The following is a 17297-nucleotide window of genomic DNA, read 5'->3' as shown; positions in this document are numbered from 1 at the left end:
GCCGGGATCTGCCTCTCGCGGGACTCAGGCGTCCAGCGCGCGGCAATCCTCTGCCAGCCAGCCGATGCGGATCTTCTCGCCCGGTGTCAGGCGTTCCTGGTCGGGGGCGTTGCGGCACTTCATGATGAAGTCCTCGTTACCCGCCACCTTCAGACGGGTGCGGAACACGTCGCCCATGTAGATGAATTCCAGCACTTCCGCGTCCAGCAGGTGCGCTTCGGACGACAGCCGTTCGGCCTTGAATTCCACCCGTTCGGGCCGGATCGACACCTTGGTGCGTTCACCCGGCTTCGTCACGTTCACTGGCTTGGCGTCGATCACCTCGCCCCCGTCCAGCTGGACGACACAGCGGTCGCCGGAGATTTCCTTGACCACGCCTTCCAGCGTGTTGTTCTCACCGATGAACTGGGCGACGAAGCTGTTTTCGGGTTCTTCGTACAGCTTGTCGGGAGGGGCCAACTGCTGGATGCGGCCATCGTTGAAGACTGCGACGCGGTCCGACATGGTCAGCGCCTCGGTCTGGTCATGAGTCACGTAGACCACGGTGATGCCCAGATTGTCGGCGATGCGCTTGATCTCGAACTGCATGTGTTCGCGCAGTTGCTTGTCCAGGGCGCCCAGCGGTTCGTCCATCAGCACCAGTTCGGCTTCGAACACCAGGGCGCGGGCCAGGGCGATCCGCTGCTGCTGGCCGCCCGAAAGCTGTGCCGGGCGCCGGCCGCCGAACTTGCCCATCTGCACCATGTCCAGTGCGCGCTTCACCTTCTGGTCGCGTTCGGACTTGCCCATCTTGCGGACTTCCAGCGGGAAGGCGAGGTTTTCGGCCACCGTCATGTGCGGGAACAGGGCATAGTTCTGGAACACCATGCCGATGCCGCGCTTGTGGGGCGGGATGTTGTTGATGGACACGCCGCCCAGGCGGATGTCGCCGAAGGTGGCCGTCTCGAACCCGGCCAGCATCATCAGGCAGGTGGTCTTGCCGGACCCCGACGGTCCAAGCATGGTCAGGAACTCTCCCCTGGGAAGGCTCAGGTTCAGGTCCTTCACGACAAGCGTTTCGCCGTCATAGCTTTTCTGAACGTGTTCGAATTCGACGAATGCATCGTCGATCCTGGTGTCGAGCACAGTAAGCTCCCCGTTGTCTGTTGTCCCGCATCTCGCGTCGGATGCGGCGTGAACACAGTCAAACACAGGGGCGGGCCAGTTTTCAACCGGGCCTGATGCAGATCGTTCGTACACAGCCATTTGTACGAATTCCCCGTTGAAGCGCCGTTTCGGCGAACGCAGCATCGGGAATACGCCCAAAAGTTGGGCGCACAAAAAACGCCACACCCCAAGGGTGTGGCGTCAAAATGTCCGTAATTTGGGCAGCTTACGCGGCAGGCACCATGAGTCCCTGCTTCGTCGCGGCCTCGTATGTCTCGTCCAGCGCGGTCTTGGCGCGGGCGATCAGCAGGTCGATTTCCAGCGGCTGGATGACCAGCGGCGGCGAAATGATCATCCGGTCGCCGACATGGCGCATGATCAAATTATTGGCAAAGCAGCGTTCGCGACACATGAAGCCAATGGTGCCCACGTCCGACGCGAACTTGGCCCGAGTCTCTTTCTGGGGCGTCAGCGCGATGGAACCCATCATGCCGACCAGCTTGACCTCGCCCACCATGGGATGATCGCCCAGTTCCGCCCAGCGCTTGGCCAGATGCGGCGCGGCGACCCGCTGCACGTGGCCGACGACGTCCTCGTCTTCCATGATGCGCAGGTTCTCGTTCGCGACGGCTGCTGCCACCGGATGACCGGCATAGGTGTAGCCGTGGTTGAACTCGTCCCGGCCGATCACCTCGGCCACCTCGTCACTGACGATCGAGGCGCCGATGGGCTGATAGCCCGACGACAGGCCCTTGGCGACGGTCATCACGTCGGGGCGGATGTCATAGGTGTTGGTGCCGAACCAGTTGCCGGTCCGCCCAAAGCCGCAGATGACCTCGTCCGCGATCAGCAGGATCTCGTTCTCGTCGCAAATCCGTTGGATTTCAGGCCAGTAGGTCGACGGCGGAACGATCACGCCACCAGCGCCCTGGACCGGTTCGGCGATGAAGGCCGCAACGTTTTCGGCGCCCAGTTCCTTGATCGCGGTTTCCAGTTCGCGCGCGCGCATCAGGCCGAAGTCCTCGGGGCTCATGTCGCCGCCTTCGGCCCACCAGTTGGGCTGACCGATGTGGTGGATGCCCGCCAGCGACGGCACGCCTTGGGCGTGCATCCCGGCCATACCGCCCAGCGCGGAGGCCGCGACAGTCGAGCCGTGATAGGCATTCCAGCGCGAGATCACGATCTGCTTGGACGGCTTGCCCAGGAACTTCCAGTAGGTCCGCACCAGGCGCATGTTGGTGTCGTTGGCTTCGGACCCGCCGGACGCGAACATGACATGGTTCAGGTTGCCGGGCGCCAGGCGTGCCAGCCGTTCGGCCAGATCGATGGCCGGGATGTGGGTCGTCTGGAAAAACGTATTGTAATAAGGTAGTTCGTTCATCTGCCGCGCGGCCACGTCCGCCAGTTCCTTACGGCCATAACCGATGTTAACGCACCACAGGCCCGCCATCGCGTCCAGGATCCGTTCGCCGTCGCTGTCGGTCAGGAAGACGCCTTCGGCATTGGTGATGACCCGCGCGCCCTTTTGGGCCAGCGCGTTGTTCGCCGTGAACGGGTGGATGTGGTGTGCCGCGTCCCGGGCCTGAAGCTCGGCAGTGGGCATGAGATTGGCGAGTGTGGACATGTCGCGCCTCCGATGTCGGTCGTCTGAATGGGGGTGCCGACCAGGGACCGCGCGCAGATACGGCGCGGACTGGAGCTTCGGCGTCATCTCGACAATATGATCAAATTTTGCCGAGTCAATCCGAAGCATGCGCCTGAACGCGACGGAAGACAGCAAATCTTACGATTTGTACAAATCCTCGGCCAGGCAGGTTTCGATTTGTACCATCCCCTGCAGCACGTCCGCACGCATCGCCAGGGCGGCCGTTTCGGCGTCGCCCGCCCGGAAGGCCGCGATCATGGTCTTGTGATTGTCCGGCAGCGCCACGCTTTCCACGCGGGCACAGACAAACCGCAGCGACGGCCCGAAGCGGAGCCACAGCCGGTCCGCCGTCGACGTCATGATCGGCGCTTCGGCCGCGGCATAGATGCGGGTGTGAAAGGCGTGGTTCTGCTTCAGATAGCTTTCAAGGTCGCCGCCGGCGATGGCCGCGTCCATCTCGGTGTCGATCCGTTCCAGCGCGTCGATCTCCGCAACCGACAGGCGCGGCGTGGCCAGGCGGGTCAGTTCCGGCTCGATCGCCGAGCGCAGGAACTTCAGTTCGGCGATGTTCTCGACTGACAGCACGGGGACGGAGACGCGGCGGTTGTCGCGGAAGGTCAGCCCGCCTTCGGAAATCAGCCGGCGGATAGCCTCGCGCACGGGTGTCATCCCGGCCTCCAGCTGCGAGGTCAGACCCTGGATCGTCACCGCCTGCCCGGGCGCCATGTCGCCGAACAGGATCAGTGCCCGAAGACGGCGGTAGACCAGTTCGTGAACCGGGACCTTGCCGCCCGTATCGGACGCGCCGGACAGTTCGTCCACCGGATCGTCCGGGGGGGCGGCCCGTTTTGCGTCGACGGACTCCATGCGTTTCTCCCGATTGCCTCAGATCTGTGCACTTCACAAAACCTCACCCCGAATCCGGCGGTAAAGCCGGGCGCGTTGCCCGCTTTTCGCGGGGCAAAGCCTGAAGACTTAGCATAGGTTCTGTTGCCAGCGTTGGCAAAACTTGCTCCTATCCGAATTGCCGCCCGGCCCCAGCCGGACGAATGGCCACCCATTTTGAATAAAGGGAACGACCAATGAGAACCTATCTGCTGACCGCCACGGCCATCGTCGCCCTGGGCACGTCGGCCGCCATGGCCGAAGAGGTCCGTGTCTACAACTGGTCGGATTACATCGACGAATCGCTGCTGGAGAAATTCCAGCAGGAAACCGGGATCAACCTGATCTACGACGTGTTCGACTCGAACGAAGTGCTGGAAACCAAGATGCTGGCCGGCGGTTCGGGCTATGACGTCGTGGTGCCGACCGGTTCGTTCCTGGAACGCCAGATCCAGGCCGGCGCCTTCCAGAAGCTGGACATGTCCAAGCTGCCGAATATCGGCAACATGTGGGACGAGGTTTCCGAGCGCACCGCGACCTACGATCCCGGCAACGAATATTCGATCAATTACATGTGGGGCACCACCGGCATCGGCGCCAACGAGGCGAAGGTGAAGGAAGTGCTGGGCGACGACGCGCCACTCGACTCGCTCGACCTGGTGTTCAACCCGGCGAACATGGAAAAGCTGGCGTCCTGCGGCGTCTATTTCCTGGACGCGCCGACCGAGATGATCCCGGCCGCGCTGAAATATATCGGCGAGGACCCGAACAGCCACGATCCGGACGTCATCGCCAAGGTCGAACCGGTGCTGGCTGCCGTCCGCCCCTATGTCGCCAAGTTCAACAGCAGCGAATACATCAACGGTCTGGCCAACGGCGAGATCTGCGTGGCCTTTGGCTGGTCGGGTGACATCCTGCAGGCCCGCGACCGCGCGGCCGAAGCCGACAACGGTGTGGAAATCGTCTATAACGCGCCGAAGGAAGGCGCGCTGATGTGGTTCGACCAGATGGCGATCCCGGTCGACGCCCCGAACCCAGACGGTGCGCTGAAGTTCCTGAACTTCATCATGGACCCGGAAAACATGGCCGCGGCGTCGAACTATGTCTACTATGCCAACGGCAACAAGGCCTCGCAGGAATTCCTGATCGAGGACGTGATCGGCGACCCGGCGGTCTATCCGGACGAGGCGACGATGGCGAACCTCTACACGGTGACCGCCTATGACCCGAAGGTGCAGCGGACCGTCACCCGCATGTGGACCAAGATCAAGTCGGGCACCTGACCTGATCCCGTCCCCGGAGCCCGCCGCTCCGGGGACATTCGTTTCAGCGCTCCGCCATCGGGAAGCTTGCGCATCGCGCGGACCAACCTGTACGGAGCCGACCCGAACCCGGTGGGACCGCCCGCTTCCTTCTCCCCCGCCCCGCCTGCCCAAGGGCAGGTCCGGATCGCCAAGACAGACGGTGCAAAGACGGTAAATGGCTGCTTCGACAAAATTCGCGCCCTGGGAAGATCCCGGCGCCCGCCCGATGATCCGCTTCGAGAACGTGACAAAGCGCTTCGGCAGCTTCGTCGCCATCGACAACCTGTCGCTTGATATCTACGAGCGCGAGTTCTTTGCCCTTCTGGGCCCGTCGGGTTGCGGCAAGACGACGATGATGCGGATGCTGGCGGGCTTCGAGAACCCGTCCGAGGGGAACATCGAACTGGACGGTGCCGATATCGTCGACGTGCCCCCCAACAAGCGCGCCGTGAACATGATGTTCCAGTCCTATGCGCTGTTCCCGCACCTGTCGGTCCATGACAACATCGCCTTCGGCCTTAAGCGCGAAGGCATGGCCAAGGACAAGATTTCCGCCCGCGTGGCCGAAATGCTGCGCCTGACCAGGCTGGAAAAGTTCGCAAGCCGCAAGCCGCACCAGATTTCCGGCGGTCAGCGGCAGCGGGTGGCGCTGGCGCGGTCGCTGGCCAAGGCGCCGAAACTTCTGCTGCTGGACGAACCCCTGGGCGCGCTGGACAAGAAGCTGCGGGAAGAAACACAGTTCGAACTGATGGACATCCAGGAAAAAACCGGCACCACCTTCGTGATCGTGACCCACGATCAGGAAGAGGCGATGACCGTGGCGTCGCGCGTGGCGGTCATGGATGCCGGCGTCCTCAAACAGGTGGCGACGCCGTCGCAGATCTATGAAAACCCGAATTCGCGCTACGTGGCGGACTTCATCGGCGACGTGACCATCCTTGAAGGCCGCGCCCGGAAAGAAGGCAACCGCTATGAACTGGCCTGGGCAGACGGCCAGCCCCCGATCGTCGCGCAATCCGCGCTGGAGATCGGGCCGGGCGATACCTGCTATTACGCGATCCGGCCCGAGAAGGTGGAAATCCACCACGACAAGCCCGAGGACGACAATGTCCTGCAGGGCAAGGTCATCGACATCGGATACCTGGGCAACATTTCCACCTATCACGTCCAGCTGGCCAACGGTCAGACGATCCGGGCACAGAACTTCAATACCGAACGCTCCACGCAGCAGGCCTTTACCTGGGACGATACCGTCTGGGTGAACTGGACCGATCGCTGCGGCATCCTGCTGGCCAACTGACCATGCGCCGCGCAATCGTATACCTGATCCCGTTCACCTGGCTCCTGGTCCTGTTCCTGGTGCCGTTCCTGATCGTCTTCAAGATATCGCTGTCGGACGTGGCGCTGGCCCGTCCGCCTTACACGCCGCAACTGGACCTGAGCCAGGGCCTGTCCGGCATTCTGGACTTCGTCCGGGAACTGGATTTCGAAAACTTCATCTTCCTGACCACGGACAGCCTGTACTGGAAGGCCTACCTGTCGTCGTTGAAGATCGCTGCCGTCTCGACCTTCCTGACGCTGCTGGTGGGTTATCCGATGGCCTATGCCATGGCCCGCGCCCGGGAAGACTGGCGACCGACGCTTCTGATGCTGATCATCCTGCCCTTCTGGACCAGCTTCCTGATCCGGGTCTATTCGTGGATGGGCATCCTGGGGACCGAAGGTTACCTGAACCAGCTGCTGCTATGGCTTGGCATCGTTTCCACGCCGCTGCAGATCCTGAACACGAACTGGGCGGTCTATATCGGCATCGTCTATACCTACCTGCCCTTCATGATCCTGCCGATCTATTCCCAGCTGGACCGTCTTGACGGCGCCCTGCTGGAAGCGGCCGAGGATCTGGGTTGTTCGCGCGCATCCGCCTTCTGGCTGGTGACCTTCCCGCTGTCGCGGCCCGGCGTGATCGCGGGCTGTTTCCTGGTCTTCATCCCGACCTTGGGCGAATTCGTGATCCCGTCGCTTCTGGGCGGATCCAGCACGCTGATGATCGGCAAGGTCCTGTGGGAGGAGTTCTTCTCCAACCGCGACTGGCCCGTCGCCTCGGCCGTGGCGGTGGTGCTGCTGATCATCCTGATCATTCCGATCATCCTGTTCCAGAAGAACCAGCAAAAGCAGGCGGAGGCCGAAGCATGAGACGCATGTCCGGTTTCAACATGATCGCGCTGACGCTGGGATTCGCGTTCCTTTACATCCCGATGGTCATCCTGGTGATCTACAGCTTCAACGAATCGAAACTGGTGACGGTATGGGCGGGCTTTTCCACCAAGTGGTACGGGTCGCTGGCGCAGAACCAGCAGTTCCTGGATGCCGCCTGGGTGACCTTGCGGGTGGCGTTCTTCTCCTCCACCATCGCCACGGTGCTGGGGACCATGGCGGCCTATGCCCTGATCCGCAGCGGCCGCTTTCTGGGGCGGACGCTGTTTTCCGGCATGATCTATGCGCCGCTGGTTATGCCCGACGTGATCACCGGCCTGGCGCTGCTTCTGCTCTTCATCTCCATCGGGCTGGACCGCGGGATCCTGACACTGGTGCTGGCGCACACGACCTTTGCCATGTGCTATGTCTCGGTCGTCGTGTCGTCGCGGCTGATGACCTTCGATCTGTCGCTTGAAGAAGCGGCGCGCGACCTGGGCTGTACCGCGGCGGAAGCTTTCCGTCTGGTCACCCTTCCCATCATCGCACCGGCCGTCATATCGGGATGGCTTCTTGCGTTCACGCTGTCGCTGGACGACCTCGTGATCGCGTCCTTCACCTCCGGCCCTTCGTCGACGACCTTGCCTATCAAGATCTTCTCCTCGGTCCGCCTGGGCGTCAGCCCCGAGATCAACGCGCTTTCGACCATCATGATCGGCATCGTCGCCGTCGGTGTGCTGGCCGCGTCGCTGGTGTCCAAGCGGAGCCTCGTCAAAAGGCAAGCCGACGAAGCGGCCGCTGTCAGAGCCGAGGCCGCGTGAGACATATCTTTGGCGCTTATGCCTATGGAGCCGGCCCCCGCACCGGGTGCTGGTGGGATGAAACTGCCCCGCTGCCGGACTGGCCGGCAGCGGAAGGCGCACTGAAGGCCGATGTCGTCGTCATCGGCGGCGGCTTCACTGGCCTGAACGCGGCACTGACCCTGGCCCAGGCCGGGACCGACGTGGTCGTGCTGGACGCCATGTATCCCGGTTGGGGCGCCTCCGGACGCAATGGCGGCTTCTGCTGCCTGGGTGGCGGGCGGCGCAGCTTCAAGTCGCTGGCGGCCGAATTCGGACCGCAGGCGGCGCATGACTTCTTTGCCACCGAACGCGCATCCATCGACCATGTCGGCGCCCTGCTGGACCGGTTCAGTATCGACGCCGACCGCCATTCGAATGGCGAAACCAAGCTGGCCCACACCAAGTCGCGCCTTCAGGAACTCGAGCGCGAGGCGGACGAGATCGCCACCGAAGGCTGGGACAACCCGGTTGTGACCGGGCCCGCGGACCTGCCCGGCATCGGCATCGGCGGGAATTTTCACGGCGCCCTGACGGTGCGGACTGGCTTTGCCCTGAACCCCCGGAAATACGTGCTGGGACTTGCGGCCGCCGCGGCCGGTGCCGGGGCCCGGATCTTTGCGCAAAGCCCCGTGACCGGAACGAAGAAGACCGGCAACGGCTGGACGGTATCGACGCCCGCCGGCACGGTCACCGCCGATGCGGTGCTGATCGCCACCAATGGCTATTCGTCCGAAGATCTGCCCGACTGGCTGTCGGCCCGCTATATGCCGGCCCAGTCCACGGTGCTGGTCACGCGCCCGATCACGGCCGAGGAGCAGGCGGCCCAGGGCTGGACCACGGACCAGATGTGTTACGACACCCGCCGGCTGCTGCATTATTTCCGCCTGATGCCCGACGGGCGCTTCCTGTTCGGGATGCGCGGCGGGATCCGGTCGACACCCGGGGCCGAAGCCCAGGCCCGTGCCCGCACCCGCCGCGATTTCGATCGCATGTTTCCGCAATGGGCGGGCGTGTCGTCGACCCACAGCTGGTCCGGCTTCGTCTGCCTGGCGCGACGGCTGATGCCCTTCGTGGGAGCGGTGCCCGGCAGCGCCGGCATGTATGCCGCCATGGCCTATCACGGCAACGGCGTGGCGATGGGCAGCCTGTCCGGCCACCTGATGGCGCGTCAGATCCTGGGACATGACGACGAGGTGCCGGTCACCATGCGCCGCCCGCTGACGCGATTCCCCTTCGGACGCTTCCGCCGCGTGGTCATGCCCGCGGCCTATGCAAGCTACGCTCTGGCGGATCTCTGATCCGTCAGGCTGGCGGTCAGGGCGACCAGTTCCAGCTTCAGCCCGGCGGCATAATCTGTCTGCCCCCGGGCGACCTGCCACAGGCAATAGGCGGCCGTCCTGGCGTGAAACCACGGGGCCAGCGCCATCGTGCGCTGTACTGTGTCCCGGTCCGGGTAGGCATCCAGGAACGCGGCGATTTCGCCATCGTCCAATGGCCTGCCACGATAAAGCAGCTGCATCGCAGGCGACAGGAAAAGGCCCAGATCCTCGGCCGGGTCGCCCAGGACAGGGCATTGCCAGTCGATGAATGTGGGTCCTTCGGCAATGATGTTGCCCGGCACGGGATCGCCATGCAGCAGTGCCCCGCGGACCACAGGCTGCACCGGCGTGCGCCGGATCGCGGTCAACAGCCGGCGCATGTCGCCAGACTTGTCACCTGAACCCTTCATCATCGCCAGTGTCTGCGCCATCAAGGCAGCGCTGCCGCTGGCGCGGATTGGAAAGGCCGAAGCCGGTGCCGGTGCCATCCGGTGCACCCGGGCCAGTGCCCGCGCCACCGGCGCCGCATCCTGCTGCCAGATGCCCCCGCGGACATGGTCATAGACCGACCAGTCGCCCACAGCCGACGATCCGGCCACCCGCAGCGCCGGGGCCAGGCCTTCCGCTGCAAAAAGCTGCAGCGCCGCCCGTTCCCGCATCGGGTCGTTGTCGAACAGGGGATTACCATCGGGGGCGGCATAAAGCTTCAGCACCACCCGCCCCGTCGGCCCTTCGCAAAGCCACAGCCGGTTTGTCCGGCCGCCCGGCAGCCAGGCACAGGCTTCCGCCGCGATCTTCAGACCCGCATCCCCCACAGCGGCCAGCAAGGCCTTTGGCGGCTGGTCGTTTGGCCCCGGCCGGCCAGCCACAAGGGAGGAATGGTGCAGCATCTCGGCAGCGACAGGGTCCCAAAGCGCTATAGGCGCGGGTTTCGGTCCCTGCCGTTCCTACACGCATCGACCGGCCAGTACCATCCGCCCAAAGGCAGGCCAGCCCCACCTGTCAGCGCCACGCGTGCGGTCCCCGTCCCGGAACGGCCGCAATCCGGAGCCTTGCGCGCCGGAATTTCAGGCCCGGATCCTGGCAGGCCAGGTCATAGCAAGCCGGACTTGTGCGGACCGGGCATCCGCAGCTTGCTTTTCCGCAACCCCGGGCTTTACGTTCTGGGCCTTTGCGATCTGGTTCATTGCGAACTGGATCTTTTCGGGCCGGAACTTTACAGATCGGACCATTGCGGCGCAGCCCCGGCAACCTGGCTCTCGGTCCCCAGCATCTCGGTCCCAATATCTCGGTCCCTGCATCCGGGCGCTCCGGATTTCGGCCCCCCGGATCGCTGGGATGACTGGGTACGGATGGCCATTCCCTCGCCCAGGCCGCTCGGCGCGCCGGGATCTTTTGCCCACCTGCGCCAGCCCAAGCCGAACGTGGCGATGACGCCCCGGCACGCCGGGACCCGTCCCCGGCGCCCGATCCTTCCCGACAGGCACGAACCGCCGGCACGTCAGGTCGCCTTGCGGACCGAGGTCACGTCACCGGCGGCGATGCTCTGCCCACCCGCGACCAGCAGCGAGACATTGCCATTCGCGATCTGGGCTTCCTTCACTCGGGCATAGCTTTCGACCTTCGTCGTGCCGACCAGGCTGTCCTGCGTGAAGCTTTCGACCGTCAGCGCATAGGTCCCGGACGGCAACGGCGCGCCGTCTTGCGACACGCCGGCCCAGACCACCTCGCCACCGTCCAGCGGCACGGGCAGGCGCTGCACCTCGGCGCCGAAGGTGTCGTGGACCACCAGTTCCGCGCGGTCGGCCCCGTCGGCGATGGACGGGATCACCGTCACAGGTGCCCCGTCATAGTCCACCGGCACGGCGGCCCGCACCTCCATCCCGACCCACCCGGCCAGGGCGGCCATGTTGCTCGTCTCGGTCGCGCGGATCAGGTTGGACATGAAATCGTTGGTCTTCACCTGCTGTTCGACCATCGAGAACTGCGCCAGCTGCGCCGCATATTCGGTGGAATCGATCGGCTCCAGCGGGTCCTGGTAACGCGCCTGCGCTGTCAGCATCTTCAGGAATGTCTCGAAATCCGAGGCGATGGCCGTCGTGCCTGTGCCCGGCGATCCGGCCTGCTTGTCTCCCTGGGAGGTATCGACCGGCCGCGTGACGGGCTGCGGTCCGACGGTGGAGGTTTCCATATCCCTAGATCCTTATGTCCAGCCCGCCCGCCATCGCGGTGCGGGGTACGTTCCGAAGGATGGCAGAAGCGCTCTCCGGCCGCGGTTCTGCCACGGCCTCCTGCGCGGCAACGGTGCCCGTCGCCTCGTAGCCCTGACCGCGCTCCGGTGTGGCGCCGTTTCCGGCCGAAAAGCTCATCCCGACATCGGCATAGCCCAGCCGGCGAAATTCCTGCGACAGCTCGGCAATGTGGCGGCGCATCAGGTCCAGCGTCTCCGGCCTGTCGGCCGTAACATGCAGCGTCATCACACCGTCGACGGTGGTAGACAGGGTCATCCGCACCCGCCCCAGCTCTGCCGGTTCGAGGGCGATCTCCACCGATCGGTCCCCTGATCTGCGCGACAGGTCGGACAGATGCGGCAGGATCTGACGCACCGTCGACTGCCCCGCCAGCGTCGCCGGCCCCGAATGCCCCGGTGAATCGGCGCCGTGGGCTGCTGCCGCGACGTGACCGGCGGCCGACAAGACCTCTCTCGCGCCTTCGAAAGAGACGTCGGCCATTGCCGGATCGATCCCGGCCGACAAGACGGCAGCACTGGTCGTCCGCAGGTCTCTGGCCCGCTTTGCCAGGTCTGTGGCAGGCCCCCCGGGGAACCGGCCGATGCTGCCCACGCCCCGGCGCCCGGACAGAACGGGAAGGTCATCGGCTTCCGGGCGCTTCCCTGCCACCTGTTCCGAAGTGGCCTGCGCGGTCCCGGTCGGGGCCATCCCCGATGAAACCGCTACCGTTGCGGCCGCGGAGTGTGCAGCGGCCCCGGCCGATCCGCCTGTGGGCAAAGCGGGCGCGCCATTGCCGCCGCCCACGGTCGCGCCCGCAGCGAATCCGTCCGGCCGAAGCTCGGACCCCATTGCTGTCGGCACAGCAGACCGCTGCCCGAAACCGGTCCGGGTCTGCGGTGTCCCTTCGGCCAGGTGCCGCATCGCGGTCTCCGCCATGGTGGCCGGTTTGGCTGGCGTGCCTCTCTCCCGCCCGGCTTCCGCAGTCCCGATGGCGCCAGACAGTCCTCTCCACGCCGGATCACGGTCCCGGGTGGCCGCAACATCGTAGGCTGACATTGGTGCCTTCTTGTCCACCTCCGCCCCGCGGCCCGAAGTCCGGCGGTTGCCCGGAGCGTCCGCGCCGTCCGCGGCCGGATCGCCACGCCCGCCCCTTGCGCCTTCGGCAAGAGACCCGGCATCGCCCCCGCGATCGAGACCAGCCGGCGACCCGTCGCCACGACCGTGTCGGGCCGGCCCCGAAACATGCGCCGCGCCTGTCTTTCCGTCCGAGGCCGGACCAAGGCCTTCCCTCGAATCCATGGTTACCGGGCCGGCCTGGACCATCGACTGCGCGCCTTGTTCCGCGCCGGCTGGACCCGCGGGCCGACCGTTCTGGGCACTCGCCGGCCGCGCCTCACCGTCACCGGCAAGGCCGGCCGTCAGGCTGGCACCTTCCTGGCCCGCCAAGGACCCGGGATCAGATCCAGGTACAGCCGAAAGATCCGGTTCCTCGTCGCGTCCCAGGAGAGGATCGACCTCGGTATCCTCATCGATCGCAGGCGCCTGGTCTGCCTGATCCCCGTCGGCGCCAGCCAACGCCGTGACGGCGCCCTCTTGGAGCTTTGCGGGGTCCGTCCCCTTTCCCGAATAATGCTGATCGAAGCTCAGCGTCTTGCTACCGGACCTACCGTCGCCGGCATTGTCTGATTGCGACCTGCCATTGACCTGATCGGCCTTCGATGAACGGGCCGCATGCGACGCAGAGGATGCCCCCTGGCCAGCCGTCTTGGCCGCGCTTCGACGGTCGGGTCCCGGGGGCCCCCCGATTGCGCCGCCAAGAGCCGCGGCCGGCTGGGAAAACGTCTGCATCTTGCCCCGCATTCTGCCTGGATCTGACCGATCATGCCTCCGAGGGGTTTCGAATTTTTTAACTGGCACAGGTCCATGATGCGGAAATCGACTCAATTGGAGGGAACAGGATGGACCCGGTCGCCATGGCCTCCCAACCCCGCGGGGACCCGCTGCGGACGAACGATACAATCGGGACAAGCTCCACAAATGCGCGCGCGCGGCTCATGCGCGAGGCCTCCCGGGAACTGGAAGCGACCTTCCTTGCGGAAATGCTGAAATCCGCGGGGCTTGGGCAGACCTCGGAAAGCTTCGGTGGCGGCGCCGGAGAGGAGCAGTTTTCGTCCCTTCTGGTCCGCGAACAGGCCCGTGCCATCGCCGCCGCGGGCGGAATCGGCCTGGCCGACACATTCTTTCGCGCAATGATGGAGGCGCAGACCGATGTCGGGGTCGAGTGAACCGCGAAGCGCGGACAAGCTGATCGCCACACTCGATTCGCTTCTGGAGGAGGAGCGCGCGGCGCTGGTCGCCGGCGACCTGCGACAGCTGGAAACGTTCCTGCAGAAAAAGTCCGAGGTAATAGAGCTGCTCAACACGACCCCGGATCTCGAGGCCGCGCAGCTGGCCACGGTCCAGGCGAAGGTTCGTCGCAACCAGTCGCTGCTCGGCGGTGCGCTGGACGGCATCCGGTCCGTCGCCGACCGCATGGCCGAGATGCGCCGCGTGCGCGCCGGACTGGACACCTATGACCGCTCAGGTCGCCGTACAAGCCTGAGCGCCCCGAAGAAGCCCAAGGTCGAACGGCGGGCATGAGCGCCGTTTGATGAAAATCTGCGGTAAGGGCACCAACACCGTTAGGGCAACGTTAGGGGTTTTGGCCGCAAAAGGAAAGCGCACCTCTGACAGGGGTGGCGCGGCCGGGCCCAGACACGACGGCAGGCCGCATCAGTCAGAAAGACGTCATGGACCGCCATCTGGCGTTTAACCCGGGGTCGAAAATGGCCCCAGACTGAAGGAAAGTGAAAATGACCAGCATTCTGACGAACAATGGTGCAATGGTCGCGCTGCAGTCGCTGCGCTACACCAACAACCAACTGGAGAAAACCCAGAACGCAATCTCCTCGGGCAAGTCGATCTCGACTGCCAAGGACAATTCGGCAATCTTCGCAATCTCGAAGGTGATGGAATCCGATGCGTCCGGTTTCAAGGCCATCTCGGCTTCGCTGTCGCTGGCGGAATCGACTGTCGCCGTGGCCTCGGCCGCAGCCGAGCAGATCGTCGGCGTCCTGAAGGACATCAAGGATCTGGCGATCTCGGCCCAATCCGAAAACGTCGACTTCTCGAAGATCCAGGCCGACATCGCGGCGAAGTCCGCAACGGTTGCCTCGATCATCGGCGGCGCCCAGTTCAACGGTGCGAACCTGCTGGCCACCGACGTCGATGGCAACGGCGCAACCGGGCTGACAGTCATCGCCTCGCTCGACCGCGTCGGCTCTTCCGCGCCGACCGCGTCGACCTTCACCGTCGCGACCACGGACTTCGAAGCCGACGTGGACCTGGCAACGAACCTGACCGCCATCACCGACACGGCGACGGCGGCCACGGCCCTGGGCGAGATCGAGACCTTCCTGCAGACCGCCATTGACGGTGCCGCCGCGCTGGGTGCATCGGCCAGCCGGATCAACGGTCAGAAGGAATTCGTCACCAAACTGACGGATGCCATGAAGGCCGGTATCGGCACCTTGGTCGACGCCGACATGGAAGAGGCTTCGGCCCGCCTTCAGGCCCTGCAAACCCAGCAGCAGCTGGGCATCCAGGCCCTGTCGATCGCAAACCAGGCGCCGCAGTCGGTCCTGTCGCTGTTCCGCTAAGACCCTCGTAAAGACTCTCGACCGGGGCGCGAATAATCGCGCCCCGGCACCCAGCACGCCCCTTTCACGCGAGGATCTGACGTGAACGCCCAGAATCTGGCTCAACGCGGCTATACAAAGGCCGCAGCGTCGACCCGAACGCCACGCGGCATCGAATACGAGGCCCTGGCGCGTATCACGCATCGGCTGCGACAGGCCGATGCACAAGGAAGCAACAATTTTCCCAAACTGGCGCAAGCCCTTCATGACAATGGCAAGCTGTGGGACCTGTTCGCCATCGACGTCGCAGATCCCGGCAACAACCTGCCGGCAGATCTGCGGGCACGCATTTTCTATCTGGCGGAATTCACGCGGGAACATACCAGCAAGGTGCTGGCCCGGAAGGCCAACATCACGCCGCTGCTGGACATCAACACGGCCATCATGCGCGGTCTGCGGGGCGATCTGACCCCGCCCGAGCCGGCGCAGGAGCATCGCCCCCAACAAGCGGCCCAGCCCGTCCGTGTCAAGGCCCGCGCGCAGCACCCCGGCACGCCCCCGCGCAGCAAGCAGATGAAGCGGACAGCCGGACAGCGCCCGGCAGCCGCGGCCGGCCCTGCTGTGCGCAAGGGCCCTGCTCCGCACCCTGGTCCCGCCAAGGGCCCCCGGCGCCAGAGCGGAGATCGCACATGAGCGGTCTTGTCCTGAAACTCGCGCCTCGCGAACGAGTGCTGATCAACGGCGCCGTCATCGAAAACGGCGACCGGCGGGGGCGGGTGTCCATCGTGACGCCCGACGCCCATATCCTGCGCCTGCGCGACGCAATCCATCCCGACGAAGCAACGACCCCAGTGCGCCGGGCCTGCTATGCCACGCAGCTGGTCCTGTCGGGCGATGTCTCTCCCGACGAGGCGCACATGCCACTCTTGCGCCGGCTGGAGGAGCTGAGCCAGGTATTCACCGATCCGGACAGCCGCAAATCGCTGGCCGAGGCGACAGAGGCGCTGATCGGTGCCAATCATTACAAGTGCCTGAAGGCGTTGCGCAGCCTCCTCCCGCGGGAGGAGCGGCTGTTCGCAGCGACACGGCAATGAGTTTCCAGCCGGTCATACCCATCGGAGGCCTGGCCGGCTGGCGCTTCCTGGAGCGCACGCGCGAGTCTCAGTTCGACGCCTTCACGAAAAGCGCCCAGCTGGAACGCGACGCCGACTATTTCACCCAGAACATCGGCAAGATCACCAGCGCCGAGGAACTGGTGGCGGACCGCCGTCTGCTGTCGGTCGCCCTGGGGGCCTTTGGCCTGCAGGACGACATCAACAACAAGTACTTCATCCGGAAGATGCTGGAGGATGGCACCGTCGCCGACGATGCCCTAGCCAACCGGATGGCTGACGATCGCTATAAGAAATTCAGCGCCGCCTTCGGGTTCGGCCCGTTGGCCTCGGTCCAGACCGGCAAGGCCGCGGCCATGACCGAGATCGTCGATGCGTACCGGGTCCAGAAGTTCGAGGCCGCGGTGGGCGAGCAGGACGAATCCATGCGCATCGCCTTGTATGCCCAACGCGAGGTCGCGACGCTGGCGAACGACAACATGAGCGACGCCGCCAAGTGGTTCACGATCATGGGCCAGGCCCCCTTGCGCAAGTTCTTCGAGACGGGCCTGGGCCTGCCCAAGGCGCTGGGACAGCTGAACATCGACAAGCAGCTTTCGATCTTCCGCGAGAAGGTCCAGGCCGTGACAGGCCGGTCGGATATCGATCAGTTCAAGGATCCGGAAGCTCTGGAAAAGATGACTGTCCGCTACCTGGCCCGTGCCCAGATCGAGACGATCAATGCCAGCACAAGCTCGGCCTCGAACGCGCTGTTCCTTCTGCAGGGCGCGGCGTCCATCTATTGATCCGCGCCAGCCAGTTGGGCCGTAGGATTCAGGGTTGCCCGGCACCGAAATCACCCGGCACGACATAACAAGACACGATATAACGGACACGATACAAAGGACACGACATCGCAAGACATGGCGTCGTTGGACGTCATTCTGTGCAACATCACCAGACA

Annotated in this window: 17 protein-coding genes; 11 read left to right on the top strand and 6 right to left on the bottom strand. The window is 64.7% G+C overall.

Annotated elements, in window-relative coordinates:
• Positions 1 to 24: 24 nt before the first annotated feature.
• From FQK05_RS08710 to FQK05_RS08700, 3 genes are all read right to left on the bottom strand, one after another.
• A complete protein-coding gene (locus tag FQK05_RS08710; protein WP_233270426.1) occupies positions 25 to 1125 on the bottom strand; it encodes an ABC transporter ATP-binding protein in 1101 nt (366 codons plus the stop codon).
• A 247-nt stretch (positions 1126 to 1372) separates the two neighbouring features.
• Complete coding sequence (locus FQK05_RS08705; RefSeq protein ID WP_158965722.1) at positions 1373 to 2770, bottom strand: aspartate aminotransferase family protein; 1398 nt, start codon at positions 2768 to 2770, stop codon at positions 1373 to 1375.
• Between the two features lie 159 nt (positions 2771 to 2929).
• Positions 2930 to 3658, bottom strand: coding sequence for a GntR family transcriptional regulator (locus FQK05_RS08700; protein WP_158965720.1), 729 nt, complete (start codon positions 3656 to 3658; stop codon positions 2930 to 2932).
• A gap of 215 nt (positions 3659 to 3873) precedes the next feature.
• On the opposite strand from FQK05_RS08700, the gene FQK05_RS08695 reads away from it, so the two are divergent.
• The 5 genes from FQK05_RS08695 (at position 3874) to FQK05_RS08675 (ending at position 9313) form a co-directional block, all read left to right on the top strand.
• Positions 3874 to 4959 carry a polyamine ABC transporter substrate-binding protein gene (locus FQK05_RS08695; RefSeq protein ID WP_158965718.1) on the top strand — a complete coding sequence of 362 codons (1086 nt, stop codon included), beginning with the start codon at positions 3874 to 3876 and terminating at the stop codon, positions 4957 to 4959.
• 196 nt (positions 4960 to 5155) lie between these two features.
• Entirely contained in the window at positions 5156 to 6280 is a 1125-nt protein-coding gene (locus tag FQK05_RS08690; protein WP_158965716.1) for an ABC transporter ATP-binding protein, read from the top strand.
• Positions 6281 to 6282: 2 nt separating this feature from the next.
• The gene (locus tag FQK05_RS08685) at positions 6283 to 7173 is read left to right on the top strand and encodes an ABC transporter permease subunit (RefSeq protein WP_158965714.1); all 891 of its coding nucleotides are present in this window, start codon (positions 6283 to 6285) and stop codon (positions 7171 to 7173) included.
• Positions 7170 to 7994, top strand: a complete 825-nt coding sequence (locus FQK05_RS08680) for an ABC transporter permease (RefSeq protein WP_158965712.1) — start codon at positions 7170 to 7172, stop codon at positions 7992 to 7994. Before FQK05_RS08685 ends, FQK05_RS08680 begins: the two co-directional genes overlap by 4 nt.
• Complete coding sequence (locus FQK05_RS08675; protein ID WP_158965710.1) at positions 7991 to 9313, top strand: NAD(P)/FAD-dependent oxidoreductase; 1323 nt, start codon at positions 7991 to 7993, stop codon at positions 9311 to 9313. Before FQK05_RS08680 ends, FQK05_RS08675 begins: the two co-directional genes overlap by 4 nt.
• Here the strand turns inward: FQK05_RS08675 and FQK05_RS08670 are convergent.
• From FQK05_RS08670 to fliK, 3 genes are all read right to left on the bottom strand, one after another.
• Positions 9292 to 10224 carry an aminoglycoside phosphotransferase family protein gene (locus FQK05_RS08670; protein ID WP_233270425.1) on the bottom strand — a complete coding sequence of 311 codons (933 nt, stop codon included), beginning with the start codon at positions 10222 to 10224 and terminating at the stop codon, positions 9292 to 9294. The two genes, FQK05_RS08675 and FQK05_RS08670, sit on opposite strands and share 22 nt — an antisense overlap.
• A gap of 611 nt (positions 10225 to 10835) precedes the next feature.
• Entirely contained in the window at positions 10836 to 11525 is a 690-nt protein-coding gene (locus FQK05_RS08665) for a flagellar hook capping FlgD N-terminal domain-containing protein (protein WP_158965708.1), read from the bottom strand.
• A gap of 4 nt (positions 11526 to 11529) precedes the next feature.
• A complete protein-coding gene (fliK, locus tag FQK05_RS08660) occupies positions 11530 to 12066 on the bottom strand; it encodes a flagellar hook-length control protein FliK (RefSeq protein ID WP_158965706.1) in 537 nt (178 codons plus the stop codon).
• A 1553-nt stretch (positions 12067 to 13619) separates the two neighbouring features.
• Here fliK and FQK05_RS08655 point away from each other — a divergent pair.
• The 6 genes from FQK05_RS08655 (at position 13620) to FQK05_RS08630 (ending at position 17139) form a co-directional block, all read left to right on the top strand.
• Positions 13620 to 13850 (top strand): rod-binding protein, encoded by a 231-nt coding sequence (locus FQK05_RS08655; RefSeq protein WP_233270424.1) that lies wholly within the window; start codon positions 13620 to 13622, stop codon positions 13848 to 13850.
• Complete coding sequence (locus FQK05_RS08650) at positions 13834 to 14205, top strand: flagellar biosynthesis protein FlgN (protein ID WP_158965702.1); 372 nt, start codon at positions 13834 to 13836, stop codon at positions 14203 to 14205. The genes FQK05_RS08655 and FQK05_RS08650 overlap by 17 nt, the downstream gene beginning before the upstream one ends.
• A gap of 212 nt (positions 14206 to 14417) precedes the next feature.
• Entirely contained in the window at positions 14418 to 15263 is an 846-nt protein-coding gene (locus FQK05_RS08645; protein ID WP_158965700.1) for a flagellin N-terminal helical domain-containing protein, read from the top strand.
• 81 nt (positions 15264 to 15344) lie between these two features.
• Positions 15345 to 15935, top strand: a complete 591-nt coding sequence (gene flaF, locus FQK05_RS26405) for a flagellar biosynthesis regulator FlaF (RefSeq protein ID WP_158965698.1) — start codon at positions 15345 to 15347, stop codon at positions 15933 to 15935.
• Positions 15932 to 16336, top strand: coding sequence for a flagellar biosynthesis repressor FlbT (gene flbT, locus FQK05_RS08635; protein ID WP_158965696.1), 405 nt, complete (start codon positions 15932 to 15934; stop codon positions 16334 to 16336). The genes flaF and flbT overlap by 4 nt, the downstream gene beginning before the upstream one ends.
• Positions 16333 to 17139, top strand: coding sequence for a DUF1217 domain-containing protein (locus FQK05_RS08630; RefSeq protein WP_158965694.1), 807 nt, complete (start codon positions 16333 to 16335; stop codon positions 17137 to 17139). Before flbT ends, FQK05_RS08630 begins: the two co-directional genes overlap by 4 nt.
• The last annotated feature ends 158 nt before the right edge of the window (positions 17140 to 17297 follow it).

Source organism: Chachezhania sediminis (genome assembly GCF_009765275.1).
In the GTDB taxonomy this organism is placed as follows: domain Bacteria; phylum Pseudomonadota; class Alphaproteobacteria; order Rhodobacterales; family Rhodobacteraceae; genus Chachezhania; species Chachezhania sediminis.
Note: the sequence above shows the minus strand (reverse complement) of the source record. Positions and strands in the feature narration are given on the sequence as shown.